Below are 21777 nucleotides of genomic sequence, written 5' to 3' on the forward strand. Positions count from 1 at the left end.
TACTAGTAAAATACCCATTATTAGGGGTTTTATTAGTGCACATTATTATCTAGTTTTACTCACCAAATTTATATACAAAAGTTATTTTAATAATCATACCATGATAGATTCAAAAAAGAAGCATAAGAATTTTTTACTCACACAAAATTGTTTTAATAAGTATGTCCTTTTAGGGGTCGTTTTTTTTCTACAAATAAACGTCATGTTTTCGCAAAATACAGTTATAGAAGCAAACTTTGGTATTCCCATCACTAAGGAAATTGACTTACCGGATAGATACAACCATATTATGGATATTGTTTTGCAGGAACTGCCCAGAAAATTATCCAGGGATTATTTTAATGACCATAATGAAGAAAAATATGAAAATGATTGGTTCGATATAAATGATGTTAAAATTCATTGGGATAAAAAAGAAGGCGATAATAAAACCCATATTGTTAGCATACCTCCTCTAAAACCAAATCGCTTTTATAGAATAAAAGTCACCTATTTAAGTAGCGAAAGCATATTTGCTGCTTATTTAATGATGCATGACGAAAAAAATGACAACTGGTACACTGAAAAAAAACAGTGGATGAAGTTGATTGAAAGAATAAGCGCGAAAAGGGATCGCTTTCCTCTAACATACGATCCTGTTCATGCAGAGTTGGTTTCTTATCAAAAAGCCATTGACGGTTTGGATCTAACCGTTTTTGATAGGACATTACATGATATTATTGCAGAGGAGGACATTAAGGATGAAAAAGAAATAGAAAAAAAGAAAAAAGCTTTAGAAAATGAAAAAAATGAGCTTTTTACTGAATTGAAACGAATTTTATTAAGAGAATTTAAAATATTGAATTTTGCGGATATTAGTGCTAGATTGGAAAAGGAGGATGTCATTCACTTTAGCAAATTAATTAAAAAGGGCACATTCGATGAAACCACATTTTCTTCAAATTTGATAGATGCTGTCGATTTTATAAACATTTATGAATTCTATGAAACTTATTTATTGGATAGATTTAAAAATAAGCCTTTAAACGGAAAGGCGTTAATAGATTTTATAAATGACAAAATAAAGGAACAAGAAGCTAGTTATACGGATGAAGATTTGATTCCAAATCATCTCGGCAATTTTAAGGCCATTTTATTAGAAGACAAAAAACCTTTGCCTTCCACATATCCTATTTCATTTGAAACAGCTTATAAATTGTCGTTAGTACCGGATTTTGGATACGTAACCTATATCACAGACCAAGAGAATGCACCCAAAGGAGGGAATCTGTTTTTAGGTGTCAATATTTCCTTATCGCCTTCAAATAAAAATGTGCCTTTACAGATTTCTAAATTAAGCGCCATGCAACGTTTGTCAATACATACAGGGGTTACCATAGGCTCCATTCAAAAGGATCATGTAAGAGATAATTTTTTTGGCAACTATTCGCTCCTATTGGGAGGTAGCTATAAAGTGCTTACACAAGGAACCAGAGTTAATTTTGGGGGTTTATTTTATAAAAAGATAGACGCTATAAATGGCAGTAAATCAATAACGGTGCATCCTTATGTAGGACTGTCTATTGATTTGGATATAAAGAGGTGGTTACAAACAATTTTTCCTAAAATAAAAATATAGTCATGTTAAAAATAAAATACTTATTAATAGTGATCATTATAATATGTGCATGTCATAATGATAACGAATTCAGCCCTGAAAATTTAGATACTATTTTAACACTATCTGTTGAAAATGACAACGCAGCATCAGATGGGATTGAAACGGTAGAAGTCATAGCGGATTTCCCCATAGATTTTACTACCGAGGCAGATGGTATGGTTGACTTTGTGGTTTTTAAAGATACCAATGAGACCTATAGCCAAGCTATTGAACTCTCTCAAGAACATGGGGTACAGAAAAAGAGCGCCAGTATTTTTGTAAACCATAACAAACAAGAACCATTGAAAGTAAAAGCGACCATCTCTGTTAATGAGGTTCTTATTACAAAAGAAGTACTCATAAATTTCTCAAAAGCCTATTTTAATGCCATTAATATAACAACGAGCTCTTTAACGATCTCCTCTAATTCGTTCAAGGAAATAGATATAACGACCGAATTATTAAGAAATAAGGGCATAGTCAGTCTTAATTCTATAGCAGAAACTATAGTCAAGGATACCTTATGGCAACCAAGGGGACTCTTTAATAACTATAAAAACAAAACCAACTCTGAAGGGAAAATTGTAAATAAATACACCCTGGGAAATGATGATTATGAGGGCGAGCTATTCATTATTAGCACAGCCACGGATATTAATAATGAAATAAAGTCTGATACATTAACCATTTATGCTCAAAAATAATAAGTCATGAATAATTTTAAAACGCAACTAAGAAGCCTACCAACCGATCTGTTTAAAGAAGTAGAGAAACTGCTTAAGGAACATGGCATGAATGATATTGAAGTTACAGGAATAGATATTTCTTCAACACGGGAATTGACCGAAGAGGATTGTGCCGCTGAAGGAAAAAAATTAAAATGTAAAAAAAGAGCCGATGGCAGTATAAAGTGTTGGTGTGTGAAGAGGGGGTGATGGTTTTTTTAAGCAGGCTTGTTTATACCATTGGGAATTAACCTGTGACAGATATTATGAAGGAAGCCAAAAGCGATGTAAGCACTGCCGAAGATGAAATTCAAATTGATTTAAAAGAGGTAAACGACAAATTGGCGGATATTGAAAAAAATATTTTGAAATATGCAGCAGAACACAATTAATATAATGCACTTTTTTACTAAATCTGAAATTGACCATTATCGAAAACATCGAGAGGATGTATTTGAAACCAATAGCATACCTCAAGAACCGATTAGTGATCGAATAAAAGAAACTTGGGATAAGACAGCTTATTGGGCAAATAATACTCAATACCAAAATTTGGAGGTCTATTTCCAGAGGCGTTGGAACATACAGGCAGGTAGAAACAATCCGGGAAAAAATCGTTACAGACGATATACCTGGGCACGTATGTTTGATCCTGCCAAACGTAATTCAAACATATTTTTTACGGTAGGCGTGCATGTTGGTGATGAGACAAATGATGGAGGTCTGATCATCAAACTAGATGGGAACTTCCGTAAATTGAGTTTTAAGCAATACTCAGCTTTAGAAAAATATAAAGCTGACAACCAAGTAAAAGACCTTCTTATCCCGGTTAAGGATTTTAGCCGATATGATTGGCCCAAACTTTACGCAAAGACACGAGAATATATCGATAAGTATCTTGATCAATATTATGCATGTATAAATGAAGTTAACAGTCCCGAAAATTTAATAGAAGATAAAATTGCTCGTATTTGTTGGAATACCAACGGTTGGCGAATTCCAAGTGGAGAAGAAGGTAAAAGTAAAACGAGCATACAGGGAAAAGAACCCCATGAAAAGAAACACCTTTTTGGTCATGAAGAATGGTTGTTAGATTTTGACAGAGAATTTAACGGATACCATTACGCTTTTTTAGAACCAATTCACAAGTTTTCTGAATACAAAACCTATACTGGTAGAAAATTCAATTTGTTTTTATATACGCGCGATTACGATAGCAAAACAAGGTATTGGGTTGGTGTCATTCGCAATGCTGAAGTGATTGATGAAATTGAAAATAATTCAGCAATAAGACATTATAAGATTAAAGGTTGGATTGATGAGATGACCAATGAGCTAAAGAAGGTCAATGCCGATTATGAGAACTTTACCTATGGCATTCAAAAAGAGGTATTGTTTAATGTTCGTTTCAAGAAGGAAGATTATGAACCATTTGGAGAAGAACTGATTGAGTTTAATCCGAATCAACAATTGGTTAAAATAGATAGATATAACCTTTTTGACAAAAAAGGAGAGATCGAATTAGAAGAAGATAACCCACCTACTGAAAGTGATGAAATTAGTGGCCCAGGAAAGGGAAGAAAAGGACGAAGCAAGGGCAAGATTAAAAGAACATTTACCAATGGTAGTAGAGAATATGAAGACATACACAGTGATATTCAAAATGGACTTGTTCTTGATTTAAAGAAGAGATACCCTAATTGTAAGGTCTGGGCAGAAGCTACTACGAGTTACCAAACGCGAATAGATGTAGTAAAATTGGACAACAGAACCGGTCACAAGACTTTTTATGAAGTAAAAAGCTACCCTAAACTTATTACTTGTATTCGTATTGCTATTGGTCAGTTATTGGAATATATGTATTGGCCGAAAAATGAAAGAGCTAATCAATTGGTGGTAGTTTCTTACCATCCAATATTACCAAGTTTAAAATTATATCTAACTCAGTTAAAAAAGAAAACCAAGCTCACTATTGGATATATGTGCTTTAATAGAGAAGAAAAAAGTATTGTGGATGAATTTATTCCCTAAATAAGAAGAATTTTATAGGATTAAATATTAGCCCAAAAAAGAAAAAAAAAGCAACACCATCACACCTAGTAACGTAACAGGAAAAACGGTGCATTACATACCGGCAAATTATAGATACAAATGTTTTATAAACTCTGCGAAGCAAACCGTTTGTTTAATGACTCAAGTTCCAATTTTTCTAATGGAAATGAATGCTTCTGGGATATTTTCCATAATATGGAATTATAGCTTACACAGTAATAAGCATCACACTTATTGCTAAATGTTGTTTTAATATTGAATTATCCATTGGATCATACAATATTAAAAGTGTACTATAATGTTCTGCGTTATAGCCTGATTTTTTTCTTCTAAAATGTTTCGCTGAAAGGGAGAAGAGTGGAGGCAAAATGTGTATGGAGTGGGGTTAATTTTGTATTCTTTAATCAAATACACTATATTGCATCAATAGTATGATTATTAAAACAGATGAAAATGTCTACAATTAGAAAAACAATAACATTTACAGAAAAACAAGATAAATGGATAAAGTCACGGATTACAATAGGAGAATTCACAAATGACAGTGAATATCTTCGTGATTTAGTGAGACGTGATCAAGCAAAAAACGCTAAATTTTCAGCATTAAAAACAGCTATAACTGAAGGAATGGAAAGTGGTATTAGTGATAAGTCTGTTCCAGATATTATGAAGGAAGTCGAAGAACGCATGCGAGCTGATGGGCGTTTATAAAGTATCGGGAAAAGCTGAAATCGATCTTACCAAAATGTACGAGTATGGAATCGAAATGTTTGGATTACAACAAGCTCAGGCATACTTATCAGGAATGCATACCCTGTTTCAAATATTAGTTGATAATGCAAGTCTTGGACGTGATGCATCGGAATTTGTTTTATCATTAAAAAGATTTTCATATAAATCTCACACCATTTTTTATTTAGCCACAGATATTGATGTTTTAATTGTTCGTGTATTACATCAAAGTATGGATTATGAAAATAATTTGTAACTTTTCTAAAGAATTTATCACAATAAAATTCCAGATTTATAAGTTTATAAAGCAATTTCACATAATGGTTAATTATGGAATATTAAAATGTCCTACAATGTTATGTGTTATAGCCTGTCCCGAACTTGATTCGGGATAACTTTGCTTTGGTAAAAGCGAAGTTTAAACAACTACATTTTCTTATTTTTTTCTTCTAAAAACTTTCTCTACTATGTTAATGGAATACGCTTTTTTACGAAACGACGTAGGAGGTTAGTGAAATGTGTATGGAGTGGTTTTATAGTCTTTACCTTAATTCCTAACTATGTATTTTGTCTAAAATAAAAGTAGTATATCTCCTGTATTTTTTAACTAATAATAATCATACTATTTTAGTTTTCTCCTAAAATCATCTTTTTAATTTTGTTAAGGTTTATTATGCGTTATTATTAATTCCTGTATTGTTATGAAACACAAATATATTACTAGATTTCTATTCGTTTTATTAGCTTTATTTTCATTACTAAAATTAAATGCGCAATTAACATATATCCCAGATGATAAATTTGAAAATAAACTAATAAATTTAGGGTATGATGATGTAGCAGATAATTATGTACTAACTTCAAATATTAGCGGTATAACTACTTTGAATATTGCGGGTTCAGGATTAGGTATAGGTTCGACAATTAATGATATAACTGGTATTCAAGATTTTACATCATTAACATGGTTAAGGTGTAGTGGAAATAATTTCACAAACTTAGATGTAAGTATGTTAACATCATTAGAGTATTTAGATTGTGATAACAGTCAATTAACCAGTTTAAATGTAAGTGGTTTAGATTCTTTAGCATTTTTGCACTGCAAAAATAATAACTTAACTAATTTAGACGTAAATGATTTAACTTCACTGACTAGATTATGGTGTTTGGGTAACAACTTAACTAGTCTAGATGTAAGGAATTTAACATCATTAGAAAATTTAGCTTGTAACTATAACAGTTTAACTAGTTTAGATTTGAGTAATTTAAGCTTCTTAACTGAATTGTATTGTCAAAACAATAACTTAACTAGCTTAAATGCCGCTAATGGTAATAATATTAATTTGGTTTCGTTTTTTGCCTCGCAAAATCCTGATTTGGATTGTATAAAAGTGGATGATAAAGTTTGGATGGACGCTCGTTGGAGTATAGGTATAGATTCTCATACTAGTTTTAGTGAAAGCTCTTGTGATATTGATATTTCAGTTTATAATGTTGATTCACAATTAAAAGAAAGTAAACTAGGGCTAACTAATTTATCTATAGCGGCTGATGGCTCATCAGCTACTTTATTTAAATATTCCTCATCAGAAATTGAAAATATTAGCTTTAAGGTAAAGGAAGACCAAAATAATAATCCAGATTTATACGGAAGTTTTGAAGTAGGTGTGTTTGTAAATGATAGTCTTAATGTTACTTACAATCATCCCAAATACTTTCCAGAAGTAAACCAACAAAATAAAGTAGTTTCAATTGAAATTATCAATTCTAATACTAATGAAGTATTTGATGAGTTTCAATTGAAAATTGTTAGACCATCTGTTTTAATGGTTCATGGGATTTGGTCGGATGGAAACAAGGCATTTGGTGGTATGATGAAAAGGCTTCTGGAAGAGGAAATGTATTTACAAAGTCAACTACAATATGCTGAATATGCTGGTGATAGACATAACAAGGATAATAAATTTGATTTTAAGTCTAACGGAATTGACAATTTAAAAAGAATCGCATTAGAAAATAATATTTCACTAAGCAAAATTGATGTTTTAGCTCATAGCAATGGGGGATTATTGACAAGACAATACATACAAGACAATGCATATGAAAATGATATCAATAAATTAATTACATTAAATACTCCTCATTCGGGCTCTCAATTGGCAAATTATCTATTAAGTAATGAAGCTTTTGCAATTTATTTAAGAGGACTTATGGCGGAGCATAGATTTTATACTGAGAGAGGTGTAATAGATGATTTACGAGTTGATGGAAATTTTATTAAAAATTTAAATAATCATAGTATAGAGCAATTTTCAGTTATGTACGAATCAATAGGTATTCATTCGATTTACTCTAATCAGACTGTGGCGGGAGAGGTCGGAAATATAGATGAATCAATATTTTTTTGGTTAAAATATAAATCAATTGATGTATTTGACAATTTTTTAGAAAATGATATTTTCAATACGCCCAACCACGACTTAGTTGTTCCTCAAAGCAGTCAAATAGGTGGAGCTGAAAATACAAGGCTTTTCCAGAATCAGAGTCACATGGGTACAGCAAGTAATGTAAATATCCAAAACTGGATAATTGATTTACTAAATCAAAATTCAAATAATTCTGATTATTTTTCTTCAAAAGGCTATAATCCACTGACTCTTGTAAGTAATTATAATGCTGGTAAAAAGCAAACATCTAAAGTAATAGTAGATGAAACCATAAATATAATTAGTCCAATTGCTGGAACGGAAATTAATGCAGGTGAAATTATTTCAATTCAAGCGAACGGAAGTTCAGGTATAGAAAATATTGTATCAACAATGGGGAATATAGTAGTTCCTATACAAAATCATATAACGGAAAATTCTACATCGGCAAACTTTGATTTTACAATACCTAATGATGCATTAGGTAAATTAGAAATTGTTAGTGCGGGGTTTAGTAATAATGGCTATGAAGATTTTGACTCTACTTACATAATAGTTACAACTGATGCTATTTTAGAAAGTATTGAAATAGACCAATCTTTAATCTATGTGCCAGAAGGAAGTAAATCTACAATTACTATTTTAGGACATTATGACGATGGAGAAATAAGAAACATTACTAATATTGACGATTTATCTTATACATTTACTCAAAATAATGCGGAGATATCTGAAACAGGTCTAGTAACAGGCTTAAACGAAGGAGAGGACATTCTAACTGTAAACTATTTAGGGAAATCTGCTATAGTTCCAATTACTATTGTTAGCTCAATATCATTAAGTACCGAAGAAAATATTATAAATAATGACAAATTTATGATATTTCCAAATCCTGTTGAAGATATAGTAACTATTAAATTCCCTTTAAATGAAACAAAAGCAAAAGTTACCATTTATAATTTATTAGGACAGCAAATTCTAAATGAAGAAATTGCTAATTCAAATAACGAATTAAATATTGGTAATATTGAAAGTGGTATGTATCTTTTAAACATTGAAACAGAAAAAGGAATTATTTCAAAAAGAATAATAAAAAATTAATTCTATTTTAAGTTCGTTATTACATTTTAAAGCAAGAATTAGGAGAGCTAAACGATAACTTGTTTATCGCTTTGGTTTTAATCATAGAAAAACAACCAAGAGTAGTATTCAATTACGCTAGAATTTCAATAACATCTAAAAACTGGCTTTTTTTTGGTGTTGGCAAGCGATGGATATCCCGATGCAAAATCGGGACGAGTGCATTGGCGTGTGGCAATTTTACATAAACGGCAAATTATAGTTCATAATGTATAAACGTGAAGTTTCTTGAGAATCGCTTATTTAAAAAAACATAAACGATTGTACAGAATATTAAAAAATGACCCAAGTACTAAACGTTATTATGAAACTATAAACATTCTGGGATATTTTACATAATATTGAATTATAGCTATCTAATTGTATGAAACACATTTGTACTATAATATATATTATTGTCAAATAAAAATCGAGGTTTTATAGGCCTTAAGAGAAAAAAATTAACAAAACCCCTAAAAAGTTTTATTTGTTAAAAAACTGTTAAAAGTCAGTTTTTTCCCATATTCGTCTAGAGCGTATTTTTTGCACTAAACGAAAAGAAATGAAACAATTAAAAATCAAGGTCGATTTCGCTGGCAACAACGAAACGAAGCACACTATCCATTTGGGGCAGCTTGAATGGCTGGAACACAGATCAAAGACTTTTTTAAGATTATACCTGAGGACCTATAAGAAGGTGCTCTTGGATAATGTAAACATCCTAAATAATTATAATTCTCAAATCTATACCCTTTATCGGACGTTCTTTTTTGACTTCGATGCAGTGGACACGGAAAGATTGTCAGAGGCTTTCAATTCGTTCAATAAGCAGTACAATTGGATTTTCCACAGTCATTACGATTTGGAAAATTCGATAATCTTCAACAAGATAAATCAGAGTATCTATTCGCTTTATGACATTCTTAATGTCATGCAGTCTGTTTCACAGAGGCGCAAGAACTATAGTTTGAGGAAACAGGTTGAGAGTTGTTTGAAAATGGTTACCGATCTGGAGGACAAATACGAATCGGATAGGAGAAGTCTAAAGCTTACAAGGGATTATACCAAGACGAATTTAAAGCTTATAAGTAAGGAACTTAAAAAATTAGCTTAGTATGGATGTGATACATATAAATTCGTACCCGCAGCATTTTTTGCCTACGTTCTTGTTGATACTCCCTTCGAATTTTTCATATAAGGTGGGAGAGGAGTATTATTTTAACGAATGGTCCAACAAGGATTATTTGTTCACTAAGTATCTGGTATCAAAAAGGACATTGCCTTTTTCGGAGATAACGGACGAGCATACCTATTTGGCAAAGGACTGTGACGCTAAGTTGTTCTTCCAGATAGTAAGAACGCAATATAAGACGAGGCTTACCCAGTACAAGCTGGAAATGATGCCTATGGATATAAGGCAGAATTATGATGTCGGAAGCCTTTATAGTTTTATAGACAAGGAAACTTTAATGGATATAATGGTATTTACTGACAGGTCCTGTGTAAGACCTTTAATGAAAAGAGAAATTAAAAGGACCCTTTCTAATTTCGTCGATCCCAAGATTTCCTTATTGTCAAAAAAGCCGATACAGCTAAAAAATTATTGTCATGAATCCAAGTTCAATAAGGAAAGGGAGCGACCTTACACCGATGAAGAGTTGTTAGCTCTGGAACGTGATGGGCTTATAGAGATTACGGATAAGTGCGTGGTATGGTTGGATAAGGACGAAAAGGAATGAGGGAGTACTTAAAATCTCAAATGTGGTTTATGATCTCTCTCAAGCTCAAAAAATCTGTTTGTGAGGCCCAGGGGATTATCCTCCAGATGAAAAAAAGATTTGATACTGGCGATCATTTTTTCCTAGGGAACTATGATGCTTCTACCGTCGATGCTTTCGAATTTTATCTTGAGACCTTAAGATATCTTGAATGATAGACACCATTGTACTGAGGTTTCATGGTGTGTTGGATAAAAAAACTGACACTTTGAGCGAGGTCAAGAGCGGTAACAGTCAGGCTGCTATCTATGCGGTCGATGAGCATCATGAGCTCTATAAAAAGATGTTAAGGTACGAAGGCAAGTTCTTTAATATGGTCCAGAGGGTCAATAAGGATATAATAAGCATTACGCCAGAGTCAGATAGCGAATTTTTCGATAAGGAAAACAATGCCAAGAACGTCGGCTATCAATACGTAAAGAATGTTATGCGCTTTATTGATGAGGATTTGGTAAAAGAGACTATAGGAGCTACCAATGGCAAGTTCAATAGTCCTAATATAGTGAGGGACTTGAATAAGATCAATAGCTCTTTTAATCAAAAAAAGCGTGTTCCGAGTTCTATTTCTGCCGTCGTTTTCAAGATAAACCATAATGGTGGTTTTATAGATTTCAATCTGAGCATACCTAAATATCTTTATGGGCATTCACTTGCCGAATTTGTTCCGCAGCCGTTGAGCAGGACTTATTTTAACGCAGGGGTCTTTAATCTTGAGCTTATAAAGAACCAGAGAAAGATCATCTATAAGAGATTGATGAAATTTATTGATAGGTTCTTGAACGATATGGCACATCTGTTCAAGTTAGAGGTTATACCTAATAAGAAGTTTATCGAGATAAGGAGAATCGACCTTTGTTATAATCAGTATTTTGAGAGCAAGACTGATGCGCTCAACTATTTGGAACATCTTAAGAAGCGTGCCAAAAAGAAAGCCATTAATTCCAATAAAGAGCTTGATACTTATAAAACCAGTATTACTTATTTTAAGTCCTTGGGCAGTTATTTTAAGATTTACCACAAGGGGTCTGAGTATGTTGGAACCGAGCACGGTGACTATAAAAAACATTCAGAGTTCAACAGGAATTATATCGATCATTTTTTAAGGGAGAACGATGTCTTTGAAAAATATCGCTTTAAGACTAAATATAAGGATTTGTGCCTTAAGCTCTTTGATGATGATTTGAAGGGCAATCCTATCAATGTTCAAAAGAGCATTAAGGACGATGTTAACGTCACGGCTAGGATATTAAAAAGAATACAGCCTTTTAAGACCGATTTTCTTAAGGCCGAGATGGATAAGGTCTTGAGGTACGAAATGTCCTTGAGCGGTGCTTTTTTTTCCTATCAGTACAAGATGCACGTGTTTCGTAATAAGAAGTTCAAGATGAAGAACGAGAACGGTTTTTATAGGGATTATGACTGTTGTCCGATCTACAGGGAGCTAAAGGAAAACTATAAATATGTCAAGGGCATTTATAAGAGCGAATTGAAGGATGATGATACGGTTAAGAAGTTCGAGCATAGGGAGTACAAAATATTCAAGGATTTTTTGAACAGGAAAATATGCCTGGTACTTAATGATTCGCCAAAGGATATTTGGCTGACTAAATCGACGTCCTATACGGACCAGAAATTCAAGAAAACAAAAAAGATACAGCTCTTGGACTATAAACATACATTGCTCTCTACTAAGGACGTAGGTATATTTTGTGATGATTTTCTGCAAAGGTGTTTCGATTATTTTTTTGACACCGTAAAGGATTTTAAGATCAAGAAATTGGAAACGTATGATACCATTGCAGAAAAGATAAGTGCTTATAACAGCAAGGTAGATGAAAGGGTGAACCTATATAATGCTGTAAACAAGTTAAAGACCGTAGATAATAGGGGCAACCGTATAATAAAGGGCAATAGGGTCATTACAAGGGCGACCCAGCTTCTTACCCAAAAGGAAAAACGTGATTTAAAGTTAAAGAAGGTAGACCCTTTGCGATTGCTGCAGATTTTGCGCGAAATGCAGAACAGTAAGGTTTCGCTTCCCCAAATAAGAGAAAAGCTGAATCTATCTAGGTCTACTTATTCGAGGTTGTTGGCGGATTTGAGGTTGTTCAATGTTTTTGAGGAAAGCTTGGAACTGGAGAAGCCGATATTTACGGAGATAAGTTACAGGCAGTACTATCATAATACCAAAGGAATGCAGTACCAGAATAATTTTTACAGAAAAGAAGAATATAAACGCTATGGGTAAAACTAGAATACAATTGACGAAATTACAATTAGATAAACTTAATGATTTAAAGATAGAGTTTGACTGTTGTACACATGAACAGGTTTTGGATGTTTTGTTAAGAAACCAAAAACGTTATCAAGACCTTGAAAACATTATACATTTTGTACATATGCGAACAAAGTTGTAAAATTTTTCGTTGTACAAATGTAAAAATCCTTGAATCTCGATTTAGTTTAGCCGTATCGAATAAAACTTTTAAAATTTAATGATATGGCTACGAGAGCTAAAAAGAAAGGTTGGTTTATAACGGCAGTGGTACTTGCAGGGGTTGCGATTGCTGCCGCTTTTAATTCCGATAAGGTTAAGGAATGGGTCGCCAAGGTGCCTATGTTAAATGATATGTTAACCAAAAAATAGTAACGATGAAGGAAACAATTAGCATTAATTCGTCTCAGGTCGTTACCATCGAGAACGAAATTGTTGGTGGTATATTATTAGATATTGCTCCAATAAAATCAGATGATTCTGTTTGTGACATTGCCGACTTAAATAAAGCGTCCTTGGAGATTGCCGTTTTTAGGAACGGTGAATCTAGACCTAAATATTTTTGCAATGATTATTTGGATTATATCTTACGCGCCATTACAAGCTCGTGGATGGGCTATACTGTAGCTACTACTAAAAGAGCAGCGGGTTATTTGATGGCAATACCTTTTAATGGCGCGTTGAACCTTCAAAAAGGTGATCGTATAGAGGTTATCTTTAAGGTTCAGAATACTACATTTACGTCTTTGGACCTTTCGAAAAGCTCCATAAATATAGAGAGCGTTCCTGCAACTGTAGGCAGTAATGTCGTTTCGGTAGTTGAGGCACATACCTATATAACAGGTTCTCTTGATCTTGATAAGAATCTGGGGAACAACATTGAAAAGATTGTTCTTGTAAATGATCTTGGTGCCGATTATGGAGCGAGCGCAAAGGCTAAACCACTCAATGGCATCGTCCTTACAGCTCAGGGATTTGAGAAAAGGGCTACTGAAAACCTTTTGTTGGCTGAGAACTATAGATCGTTGCAGAACAATCCTGAGACCGCTGTTAAGAATTTGGTAGTTTATAACGATTATATGAACCCTATCCATAATGTACGCCTTACTTCTAAGTTTGACGTTGCTGTGGAGGCTACGGCTAGGCTTATGGTGATGAGAAAGGCGGTTCTTTAAAATAAAACTTTTCATTTCTTAAAATGCCGTATCGATTACGTTTCGGTGCGGCATTTTTGATAACTAATAGATATAAAAATGACACTAACGGGCATATTTTTAAAATTGATAGAATTTTTGGGCTTAACATCGTCCGAGGAGTTAAGGGTTCTCACTACTGACGTTAAGGAATGGGTTAAGACCTGTGGACCTGATAGTACGGGCTTAAAGCTTATGTATTACAAACTTCACGAGGGAGTTTTTTTTAGGTTGCTTGCGCCCTTTCTTTATTTTATCGCTCTAAGAGAGGCGAAGAAGATAATGACGGAAAGTAATGAAACGGATTTTATAGAATAATATAAAGATTATGAGTTTAACGACTAGACCAGAGGTAACATCTGTCAATATGTTGAATCCTAATGGGATTCAGACATTGACAACGGCTCCGATAAGTTCGGGGTTGCCTGCACCGTCAGGCGGTCTTAATTTGAGCGGATTGATTGGCAGTGCGACAAATGTAATCGGAGCTGCGAGCGGTATCGTAGGTACGGCAAGCACCCTTACCAGTCTGTTGGGATTTGATCTACAGGCTAATTTGAGCAATGTTAAGGAATACGGTTGGAACTCGTGGGGAGCATCTACCAATCCAGAACAGGAACTACAGAAGCTCCAACAGATAGGTATTCCAAAGATTAAGCAGAAACTGGCTTCTGCAAATGCTTCGAACATGGCAGAGGTGCTTATGTGGATAGATGCTTATTTGATGTACACGAAGGCAGGTGCAAAGCATCTTATGGAACGTCATTCTAGGGCGAATTCTACGAGAGAGGCGAACCGTAAGGTACAGGCGTTTTGTGACGAATTGAAAGCGGAGTACGTAACGAATATTATAAGCAATTTAAGGTCTTCTGGAATTACCGTTACAAAAACTTCGCATAGTATGAAGCTCCACGAAATGGAAGGCGCGCCCTTCAATTTTAGATATTTCGCGCACGAGCCCAGATTGTTCGATAGTGAGCACGTTTATAATGTCTCTTTTGGTGTGTACGTACTGAAGGACGCTCCAAAATCGACACCGACTTCATCATCTGTTTCGGGTGGTTCGCAAAAAGATGGTCCAGATGATAATGATTCTGGATTGGGTGCTATAGTAAAGATTGCGGTTGGTGCTGCAATTTCGAGAATGATAGGTATAATTTAAAATAAGACCAATGGCAGGAAAAACAGTTTTGGACACGGTTGTAGAAAACATAAGCGGATTGTTCGTAAAGAAAAGAAAGCGCGTCCGTAAAAGGGCTAGGCGTTCTTATCGGTCCTATAGCCGAAAGGCGTATCGCAGGACCAATAAGAGGGCGTAGGAGATAAGTTAGCTTGTTTAGTGTTGATTCCCGACTCGTTAGAGTTGGGTTTCATAAATTAAGGATTATATGGAATTAAAGGACGGCATTATAGTTATACTTCTTCTTCTTTTGTTTAGGAACAGGGATTGTTTTTGTGAAGATAAAGAAGAGGTCATAGATGACAATGGCTCTACTGCAGATGAAGAACTACCCAGAAATTTAGATATTGAAGAAGTCGAGCGCAGGACCGATACGAATGTAAATTATAACTGATGAAAGTATTGAGATTTTTTCTGAAAAATTTCCGACCTATCGTTTATGTGCTTTTAGGTTTATTGTTTTTAAGGACGTTCAGGGAAATTTTGTCGAAGAGCACTGAGGAGAAATTGACCAGTGATGAAAAATTGCCTGTCAATAGTGGTGTTAGAACAATTTCTAACATAGAGGCTCAGGTAATAGCGGATAATATTTATAACGCAAGTATAGTGAGCGGAACGGATGAAGCTTTATTGTATGCACAGTTTGATAAATTAAAGAACCAGAATGATTTTAATGAGGTTTATAATGCGTTTGGAAAAAGGCAGTACAGTAAGTTCTGGGGCAATGTTGGAGACCCCTTGACAAGTGACAGGCACGATATGATTGCTGTTTTGACCAATGAATTGACGGTAAAGGAGCAGGAATATCTAAAAAACAGTTATCCGCACCTTACGATTTTTTAAGTGTGCGATTTGGAAGTAAGTTCTAAAAGTTCATTGAAATTTTTGATTTTTTTAACATCTATTCTATATCTGTGAAAGATTTTTAATGGTATTTCATTGTTAATTCTTCCGCAATTTACAAGGCACAGATATTGAGGATTTTTAGGGTTTTTTCCTAAACCTATTAAATAGTATATTTTTTCCTTACTTGTTTTGTATCTGTCTAATTGTACTTTGTTTACAGATATTTTTTTTATGTTTTCATTGTTTCTAAATTTAGCTTCAATCCAAAATATAGTATTTGTTTTACGGCATTCTATTTTAAAGTCTGGATTCAAGGCATTTTCTGGAAAATGACTATGGCAATGATTAGGTGTTTTTTCTTTTAGAATAAAATTTTCTTTTTTAAAAATATGTTCTAGAATATAATCTTCAAAAATTTCTCCTTTTTTAAAACTTTCTTCTTTATTCATACTGTAGGTATTTTAATAAGAAATGAAAGACGAAAATAAGAAAAAAACTAAAACAAGTGTATTTTATCTTGTTTTGATGCTTTTGATCGGAATACCATTATTTTTAATAGTGTTGGCGTTTATAGCGGTTTTGAGTCCTTTTTTAACGATTGGTTACGTTAGTTATCAATGGTTTAGCTATCTAAATGATAGGAACAGGAGAAAAGTGAATTTGAATTTAAAACTTAAAAATAATAATTTTAATCATGGCTAATAGAAGAACATCAAGAGGTTCAAAAAATAGAACCAATACTAAGCAAAAGAGAGCCAATTTATATGCTTGGGCTTGGAAGACCAGAGGGAAAGGGCAGCTTTCTAAAATAGGTAAGAAGATGAAATCATTAAAACGCTCTGGTGGCGTTGGCTCAAAGAAAGCGATTATACAGTTAGGTAGAATTTCTTCTGAAAAACAAGCTTTTATTAAAGGTTATAAAGCTTGTAAAAAAGGTCGTTAAAATGTTAAAATTAATATATAGTCCTATAACGGGAGCGATCTATTATTTCGAGCCTTTTATAGAGTTACACAAATCAAAATTTCACAAATGAGCATTCTTTTTGAAGATAGGGTAGATAGTGCTTTCATAGAGAAGGCAAAGGAAGTTAGTAGGAGTTTGGGTATTTCCCCGAACTGGTTGATGGCGGTTATAGAGCTCGAGACGGCTGGAACGTTCAGTCCGTCGATTACCAATAGCCTTGGCTATGTAGGTCTTATTCAGTTCGGTAAACAGGCATCGGAAAGAATCGGTACGACGCAGTTTGAGCTTTCCAAGATGTCCGCTGTTGAGCAGTTGGATTACGTTTACGAATATTATAGAATCTACAGATCGAAATTAAAGAGCTACGTTGATCTCTATATTGCAACTCTTTTTCCCGTGGCTCTTGGAAAGCCTAATGATTTTGTACTTGAGGCTAAGGGGCTTTCTGCTGAAAAGGTGGCTTTTGCGAATCCTCTTTTTGACCTTAACAAGGACAAAAGGATAACGGTAGGGGAGATCGAGGAAAAATTATTGAGAAGGGTTCCAGACGGTTATAAAGAGGAACTAAAAAAAAAATTAAATTCATGTCCTCGTTGTGGGCATTCCTTTTAACGGTCTTTTTGTTTTGGATTTTAAGAAAACGGTAATAGTAGGCGGTCTTGGCTTGATGCAGACCTTTATTGATTATAGTATGCCGATCTTGCAACTGTTGATCGCTGTTTTGACCGTTTTGGTCCTTTTGAAAAAATTGTTTGATAAGAAAGTAAAATAACGTGATAATGTTAAGCGCCAGTTCTCCAGGAGATTTAATTTTCACGTGAATTGTTTCCTGCAGACATTTCTCCAGAAACAATTCACGTGAAAAAATATTTGAATAATGGCTTTGAGATATAATATTAATGTAATAAAGAATCCGAAAAGGTACGATTTGCGCGTCATGACCGTTTACGGTTCCAAACTTGTCTGGTATTATAATGATAATGGTTGGTCGAGCAATTCAGTTCCTTTTAATCATTCGAAGATAAGAAGGAACTACAGAAAGGTAGGTTCTAAAGGTAAGGAGACTTTTTATAGGTTAAAAAAGAATTTAAGATAAGTGCCAGATAAGAAATTGACATATAAGCAAAGGAACGGAACTACGAAAGTGGGCGATTTTTTGCGTTCTATTGGCAAAGGTGATCTTTTGAAGAAGGTTTTCGGGTCGGCTGCCGAGATCATTACGGGTGACATAAAGGGAGCCGTTGAGATTCTTTTGAAAGGTTCGGACGATCTTACGGAGGAACAGAGGGATTTTGCCTTAAAGCTTTTGGAGAGCGATGTAAGGGAGAACGAGGAAATTTCCAAGCGTTGGGGGTTCGATATGAATTCCGATTCTTGGCTCAGTAAAAATATACGTCCGTTGGTTTTGGCGTATCTTGTTTTTTTGACTACTGTTTATATAGTGCTCGATTCCTCGGTTGAGGGATTTGCAGTCGCTGGACATTGGGTCGATCTTTTGACATCTATTTTATTAACGACGATAGCTGCTTATTTTGGTGGGAGAAGCTATGAAAAGACTAAAAAACTTTGATTTGATATGCAGGTTTATAGGGAATTAAATTTCGATTCGGCTTCTTTTGGCTCGACGGTTACAGAGGATACCTTGTCCTCAATAGATTTGAGCAATCCGCTCGGGAATTATTGTAATATGCAGTCGGCTAACGACAATCGTTCTTTTGTCGTTGAGAATGCAGTGAATGGTGGTTGGGCGAAGGTTTTGTTCAACACTACGAATCCCCCTGAGATTGCAGGGGCGTCCTTGGAAAACGGCAGTGAGTTTGTTGAGGGTACGGATATGTACCTGCTCGTTTATTCCGATGCCGATGGCATCAAATACTTTTATCTGAAGGTAGTTCCCAATTTTCCTTTGGAGATTGTTCCGAAGGAATCCGAGTATGTCGATCTTTCAGGTGCTCTTGATTTGTCCGTTCCGGGAGCTTGTTCTATCACCAATTATGGTACATTGGAGGAAGCTACGTGGGATTATGAGCTTGATTATACAAGGGATTGGTCCTTGACCTTTTCTGGTTCTGAGAGTGGTCTCGGGGTTCCCAGAAATACAGAGGGCCTTAATAATATCCAATTGATTAGGGTTTCCGACGATGCCATAGTGATCGATGGCGATTTTAGGACGCTCGGGCAAACGAGGCAGTTCTTGAACATGGGGGGGCAATCGATACCTTCTTCGGACAATACTTTTGAAATGGCCCAGAAGTTGGAGATAAGGAATGTGGGTGGAAGTATTTTTATGTACAACAATGATGTTCTTTTGGGAGATTCTGGGGTTGATCTAACGGAAAATGTTCGTTTGAAATTGTCAATGGACGATTATAATGTTTATGATCTAAAACTTGTTTATTTGTGATAAAAGAGCTTAAGAACATAAGTAATGAGGGCTTGTTTTATCCCGATGGTGTTATAATTGAGCAACAGTATTTTAAGCCCAATTCAGATATACATTTATATAGATATATCAATTCTCCTTTGGACGTGAACAAGGAGTTGAATATAGTTTTTGTCTTGCCCGTGAAACAGGGGCAGACCTATAATTTTGGCGATCCCTTGACGAATTTAAAGGATTCGAGTTTCTATACAAAGGAGGTGAAGGACAATGTTATCTTCATTCATCCTATTTTTAAGAACATTCCTTGGTACGCAAATCATCCTACCGATATAACTATACAGCAGCAAACCGATTCCAAAAATTTCGTCACTTTTATAAAGAACAAGTACAGCAATTTTTTGAGTTTAAACGTTAGTATGATCGGTTTTTCAAAAAGCGGTTGGGGAGCTTTAAGCTTGCTAATGCATCAGCCGACGATTGCGGACCATGTTTTCATTTGGGATGCACCTCTGGGGATTGACGAACTGACTTTTGGATATGAAATGGTGCCCGTTTTTGTGAATGATGCCCATTTTGATACATATGATCTGAATACTCGTTTACCGTCCGAGGCGGTGAATTTGGAAAATAAGGGCATTTATATTGGCGGCTATCACGAATTTGAGGTCTTTAGCGAGCTTATAACTGACGAGTTCGTTAATTATCCCAATATTGATTATGTTCTTGACGATACTTTGTCTTTCGGACATGCATGGAACATAGAATGGATGGAATCTTTGTTCAGGGAAGTTGACTTTATATTAAAATCTTAAAAAAATAGATTATGGATTATACATTAGACAGCGTTACGCAGGTAGTAAAAGCTTTTGAGGAATTCAATCCCTCTAAAAAAGTTAGTAAGGTAACTTCTTTTATAGAGGATTTGAATGATATTTTGCCAAAGGAAAATAGGTTTTATTTTGGAGTTCTCACTGTTTCTGAGAACGTTGTAAAAGCTGTTCTAAAAAACGGTTTGGATAACGATATAATTACGATTACCAAGAATTCACAGATTGTTGAGCTTTTTCACAGTGTGGAATTTTTGGACGCGATGGATGCCGAATTAGCTCAGCCTTATGGACAGTTTAGGGGTTTTGAGATTTATATAAGGTAGTTAAAGTTGCTTTTCGTTTTTTGATCTATGTTCCAACACCTGTTTGATTGTATCTTTGTATAGTCTTTCGGGTGTTTTTTGTCTCTGTGCTTTTGTCATATTGTCAAAAGTGCCAGGTATTTTGTTTTTTGCACCTCGTCCGAAACTATCAAGCTCTTTTAGTTTTAGTTCTTTAAAATTTGTAATGATGTTTGTTGGTTTTGTCGTTGGGAATCCATAAGATGAAAGGGTACATTCTTTTATTGTCCCGTTATTTTTTTCGAGCCATTTTAGAAGATCTGGGTACTTTTTTAATTTACCTCTTGGATTTTCTATAAACCAATAGTCCGGGTTGCTTTTTTCAATTATATCGAGAGTTTTTTCAAGTAGATTGAGGTGTCTTTTTGCTTTTTCTGTTTTTGGGTTGAAGTTTTTGTCTAAATGGAATCCTCCACTTGCATAGCTCCAAATATCGCATGGCAAACCTATCCACATTATAAATGGGTTTAGATTTAAAAAGAAAGAGCTGCGCACTTTATTTATGTCCATTTTTAAATGGGGCTCGCATGTTCCTTTTCTACGTCTAATATCTATGGATAGGCATTCGACATTTAAAGTCCTGGACACTTTTGTAAATCCACCTGAGCCACAGAATAGTTCAATGTTTATCATATTAGCTTGTTTTTTTTTAGTTCGATTATGATTGCTTCTTTTTTGTGTTTGTTCATTTTTTTGAACTTTTTTATTATATTATGCCTTTGTCTTTTGATAGCTTGTCTTTCAGTGAAATCATTGCCAAGGCATTTATAGTTCATTAGTTCTATATCTGCAGGATTGTAGTTCGTATATAATGCATCGTGAAAAATCCCCCCTCTGGTCATATATTTAAATTCTTCTATACTCCAGTCTTTTAATTTTTCATCGTATAAATCACACCTAGGATGTGTTATCATAATTTTTGCTGTTGATGATATCATATAGTTCAAAAATTCTATATGGTCCGGAACTGTAAATTCATTTTTGTATATTTTTTTTTTGGACCTCCTAGTTGATATCATATATGGGGGATCTGCAAATATGAAATCTTCTGAAGTAAATACATTATCTTCTATAAGGGACCTGTAGCATTCCCATATAACAAAGTTTTTACCTTTGTTTTTCCATTGCTCTTTGTCTTTTTCTGAACAGTAAAAAGTAATATCTTGAGTATATACGGAATTTTCTAGGCCAGCTCCACCCATGAAAAGAGAAAAGTATCTTTCGCTTTTTGGTAGTCTGTTTATTAAAAACTCTATGACTCCTGGTATGTTTTTGTTCCCTGTGTACTTCATGT

25 protein-coding genes are annotated in these 21777 nt (G+C 34.4%); 22 read left to right on the forward strand and 3 right to left on the reverse strand.

The window, feature by feature from the left end:
- Window positions 1-202: 202 nt before the first annotated feature.
- The 15 genes from PQO00_RS06955 to PQO00_RS07025 all read left to right on the forward strand — a co-directional run bounded on the left by PQO00_RS06955 (window position 203) and on the right by PQO00_RS07025 (window position 15962).
- A complete protein-coding gene (locus tag PQO00_RS06955) occupies window positions 203-1618 on the forward strand; it encodes a hypothetical protein (RefSeq protein ID WP_274184111.1) in 1416 nt (471 codons plus the stop codon).
- A 2-nt stretch (window positions 1619-1620) separates the two neighbouring features.
- A complete protein-coding gene (locus PQO00_RS06960) occupies window positions 1621-2343 on the forward strand; it encodes a hypothetical protein (RefSeq protein WP_274184112.1) in 723 nt (240 codons plus the stop codon).
- A 6-nt stretch (window positions 2344-2349) separates the two neighbouring features.
- The gene (locus tag PQO00_RS06965; RefSeq protein ID WP_274184113.1) at window positions 2350-2574 is read left to right on the forward strand and encodes a hypothetical protein; all 225 of its coding nucleotides are present in this window, start codon (window positions 2350-2352) and stop codon (window positions 2572-2574) included.
- Window positions 2575-2618: 44 nt separating this feature from the next.
- A complete protein-coding gene (locus PQO00_RS06970) occupies window positions 2619-2756 on the forward strand; it encodes a hypothetical protein (RefSeq protein ID WP_274184114.1) in 138 nt (45 codons plus the stop codon).
- Window positions 2737-4395 carry a hypothetical protein gene (locus PQO00_RS06975; protein ID WP_274184115.1) on the forward strand — a complete coding sequence of 553 codons (1659 nt, stop codon included), beginning with the start codon at window positions 2737-2739 and terminating at the stop codon, window positions 4393-4395. Before PQO00_RS06970 ends, PQO00_RS06975 begins: the two co-directional genes overlap by 20 nt.
- Before the next feature lie 474 nt (window positions 4396-4869).
- A complete protein-coding gene (locus PQO00_RS06980; RefSeq protein ID WP_274184116.1) occupies window positions 4870-5127 on the forward strand; it encodes a type II toxin-antitoxin system ParD family antitoxin in 258 nt (85 codons plus the stop codon).
- A complete protein-coding gene (locus PQO00_RS06985; RefSeq protein ID WP_274184117.1) occupies window positions 5114-5404 on the forward strand; it encodes a type II toxin-antitoxin system RelE/ParE family toxin in 291 nt (96 codons plus the stop codon). Before PQO00_RS06980 ends, PQO00_RS06985 begins: the two co-directional genes overlap by 14 nt.
- A 445-nt stretch (window positions 5405-5849) precedes the next feature.
- Window positions 5850-8675: a T9SS type A sorting domain-containing protein gene (locus PQO00_RS06990; protein ID WP_274184118.1), complete on the forward strand. Its 2826-nt coding sequence runs from the start codon at window positions 5850-5852 to the stop codon at window positions 8673-8675.
- A gap of 1133 nt (window positions 8676-9808) precedes the next feature.
- Window positions 9809-10432: a hypothetical protein gene (locus PQO00_RS06995; RefSeq protein WP_274184119.1), complete on the forward strand. Its 624-nt coding sequence runs from the start codon at window positions 9809-9811 to the stop codon at window positions 10430-10432.
- Window positions 10433-10622: 190 nt separating this feature from the next.
- Window positions 10623-12719 carry a hypothetical protein gene (locus PQO00_RS07000; protein ID WP_274184120.1) on the forward strand — a complete coding sequence of 699 codons (2097 nt, stop codon included), beginning with the start codon at window positions 10623-10625 and terminating at the stop codon, window positions 12717-12719.
- A 252-nt stretch (window positions 12720-12971) separates the two neighbouring features.
- The gene (locus tag PQO00_RS07005; protein ID WP_274184121.1) at window positions 12972-13118 is read left to right on the forward strand and encodes a hypothetical protein; all 147 of its coding nucleotides are present in this window, start codon (window positions 12972-12974) and stop codon (window positions 13116-13118) included.
- Between the two features lie 5 nt (window positions 13119-13123).
- Entirely contained in the window at window positions 13124-13921 is a 798-nt protein-coding gene (locus tag PQO00_RS07010) for a hypothetical protein (RefSeq protein ID WP_274184122.1), read from the forward strand.
- Between the two features lie 346 nt (window positions 13922-14267).
- Window positions 14268-15101, forward strand: a complete 834-nt coding sequence (locus tag PQO00_RS07015) for a hypothetical protein (RefSeq protein WP_274184123.1) — start codon at window positions 14268-14270, stop codon at window positions 15099-15101.
- A 226-nt stretch (window positions 15102-15327) separates the two neighbouring features.
- Window positions 15328-15513, forward strand: a complete 186-nt coding sequence (locus PQO00_RS07020; RefSeq protein ID WP_274184124.1) for a hypothetical protein — start codon at window positions 15328-15330, stop codon at window positions 15511-15513.
- Window positions 15514-15602: 89 nt separating this feature from the next.
- Window positions 15603-15962 (forward strand): hypothetical protein, encoded by a 360-nt coding sequence (locus PQO00_RS07025; RefSeq protein WP_274184125.1) that lies wholly within the window; start codon window positions 15603-15605, stop codon window positions 15960-15962.
- Here PQO00_RS07025 and PQO00_RS07030 read toward each other — a convergent pair.
- Window positions 15959-16414, reverse strand: a complete 456-nt coding sequence (locus PQO00_RS07030; RefSeq protein WP_274184126.1) for a hypothetical protein — start codon at window positions 16412-16414, stop codon at window positions 15959-15961. The two genes, PQO00_RS07025 and PQO00_RS07030, sit on opposite strands and share 4 nt — an antisense overlap.
- Window positions 16415-16436: 22 nt before the next feature.
- On the opposite strand from PQO00_RS07030, the gene PQO00_RS07035 reads away from it, so the two are divergent.
- The 7 genes from PQO00_RS07035 (at window position 16437) to PQO00_RS07065 (ending at window position 20465) form a co-directional block, all read left to right on the forward strand.
- Window positions 16437-16667, forward strand: a complete 231-nt coding sequence (locus PQO00_RS07035; RefSeq protein ID WP_274184127.1) for a hypothetical protein — start codon at window positions 16437-16439, stop codon at window positions 16665-16667.
- Window positions 16660-16908 carry a hypothetical protein gene (locus PQO00_RS07040; protein WP_274184128.1) on the forward strand — a complete coding sequence of 83 codons (249 nt, stop codon included), beginning with the start codon at window positions 16660-16662 and terminating at the stop codon, window positions 16906-16908. Before PQO00_RS07035 ends, PQO00_RS07040 begins: the two co-directional genes overlap by 8 nt.
- An 87-nt stretch (window positions 16909-16995) precedes the next feature.
- Entirely contained in the window at window positions 16996-17541 is a 546-nt protein-coding gene (locus PQO00_RS07045; protein ID WP_274184129.1) for a hypothetical protein, read from the forward strand.
- Between the two features lie 484 nt (window positions 17542-18025).
- The gene (locus PQO00_RS07050; protein ID WP_274184130.1) at window positions 18026-18499 is read left to right on the forward strand and encodes a hypothetical protein; all 474 of its coding nucleotides are present in this window, start codon (window positions 18026-18028) and stop codon (window positions 18497-18499) included.
- Window positions 18500-18685: 186 nt separating this feature from the next.
- On the forward strand, window positions 18686-19333 hold the full coding sequence (locus PQO00_RS07055; protein ID WP_274184131.1) for a hypothetical protein: 648 nt from the start codon (window positions 18686-18688) through the stop codon (window positions 19331-19333).
- Window positions 19330-20124: a hypothetical protein gene (locus PQO00_RS07060; RefSeq protein ID WP_274184132.1), complete on the forward strand. Its 795-nt coding sequence runs from the start codon at window positions 19330-19332 to the stop codon at window positions 20122-20124. Before PQO00_RS07055 ends, PQO00_RS07060 begins: the two co-directional genes overlap by 4 nt.
- Before the next feature lie 11 nt (window positions 20125-20135).
- Window positions 20136-20465, forward strand: coding sequence for a hypothetical protein (locus PQO00_RS07065; RefSeq protein WP_274184133.1), 330 nt, complete (start codon window positions 20136-20138; stop codon window positions 20463-20465).
- On the opposite strand, the gene PQO00_RS07070 is transcribed toward PQO00_RS07065, so the two are convergent.
- Both PQO00_RS07070 and PQO00_RS07075 read right to left on the reverse strand, forming a co-directional pair.
- On the reverse strand, window positions 20466-21116 hold the full coding sequence (locus PQO00_RS07070) for a hypothetical protein (protein WP_274184134.1): 651 nt from the start codon (window positions 21114-21116) through the stop codon (window positions 20466-20468).
- Window positions 21113-21775: a hypothetical protein gene (locus tag PQO00_RS07075; RefSeq protein ID WP_274184135.1), complete on the reverse strand. Its 663-nt coding sequence runs from the start codon at window positions 21773-21775 to the stop codon at window positions 21113-21115. Before PQO00_RS07075 ends, PQO00_RS07070 begins: the two co-directional genes overlap by 4 nt.
- Window positions 21776-21777: the final 2 nt, after the last annotated feature.

Source organism: Flavivirga sp. 57AJ16 (assembly GCF_028736925.1).
Classification (GTDB): Bacteria; Bacteroidota; Bacteroidia; order Flavobacteriales; family Flavobacteriaceae; genus Flavivirga.

Coding starts and splice junctions, on each gene's coding strand:
- PQO00_RS06955 (WP_274184111.1), top strand. CDS start 203: ATGTTTTCGCAAAATACAGTTATAGAAGCAAACTTTGGTATTCCCATC.
- PQO00_RS06960 (WP_274184112.1), top strand. CDS start 1,621: ATGTTAAAAATAAAATACTTATTAATAGTGATCATTATAATATGTGCA.
- PQO00_RS06965 (WP_274184113.1), top strand. CDS start 2,350: ATGAATAATTTTAAAACGCAACTAAGAAGCCTACCAACCGATCTGTTT.
- PQO00_RS06975 (WP_274184115.1), top strand. CDS start 2,737: ATGCAGCAGAACACAATTAATATAATGCACTTTTTTACTAAATCTGAA.
- PQO00_RS06980 (WP_274184116.1), top strand. CDS start 4,870: ATGTCTACAATTAGAAAAACAATAACATTTACAGAAAAACAAGATAAA.
- PQO00_RS06985 (WP_274184117.1), top strand. CDS start 5,114: ATGGGCGTTTATAAAGTATCGGGAAAAGCTGAAATCGATCTTACCAAA.
- PQO00_RS06990 (WP_274184118.1), top strand. CDS start 5,850: ATGAAACACAAATATATTACTAGATTTCTATTCGTTTTATTAGCTTTA.
- PQO00_RS06995 (WP_274184119.1), top strand. CDS start 9,809: ATGGATGTGATACATATAAATTCGTACCCGCAGCATTTTTTGCCTACG.
- PQO00_RS07000 (WP_274184120.1), top strand. CDS start 10,623: ATGATAGACACCATTGTACTGAGGTTTCATGGTGTGTTGGATAAAAAA.
- PQO00_RS07005 (WP_274184121.1), top strand. CDS start 12,972: ATGGCTACGAGAGCTAAAAAGAAAGGTTGGTTTATAACGGCAGTGGTA.
- PQO00_RS07010 (WP_274184122.1), top strand. CDS start 13,124: ATGAAGGAAACAATTAGCATTAATTCGTCTCAGGTCGTTACCATCGAG.
- PQO00_RS07015 (WP_274184123.1), top strand. CDS start 14,268: ATGAGTTTAACGACTAGACCAGAGGTAACATCTGTCAATATGTTGAAT.
- PQO00_RS07020 (WP_274184124.1), top strand. CDS start 15,328: ATGGAATTAAAGGACGGCATTATAGTTATACTTCTTCTTCTTTTGTTT.
- PQO00_RS07030 (WP_274184126.1), bottom strand. CDS start 16,414: ATGAATAAAGAAGAAAGTTTTAAAAAAGGAGAAATTTTTGAAGATTAT.
- PQO00_RS07035 (WP_274184127.1), top strand. CDS start 16,437: ATGAAAGACGAAAATAAGAAAAAAACTAAAACAAGTGTATTTTATCTT.
- PQO00_RS07040 (WP_274184128.1), top strand. CDS start 16,660: ATGGCTAATAGAAGAACATCAAGAGGTTCAAAAAATAGAACCAATACT.
- PQO00_RS07045 (WP_274184129.1), top strand. CDS start 16,996: ATGAGCATTCTTTTTGAAGATAGGGTAGATAGTGCTTTCATAGAGAAG.
- PQO00_RS07065 (WP_274184133.1), top strand. CDS start 20,136: ATGGATTATACATTAGACAGCGTTACGCAGGTAGTAAAAGCTTTTGAG.
- PQO00_RS07070 (WP_274184134.1), bottom strand. CDS start 21,116: ATGATAAACATTGAACTATTCTGTGGCTCAGGTGGATTTACAAAAGTG.
- PQO00_RS07075 (WP_274184135.1), bottom strand. CDS start 21,775: ATGAAGTACACAGGGAACAAAAACATACCAGGAGTCATAGAGTTTTTA.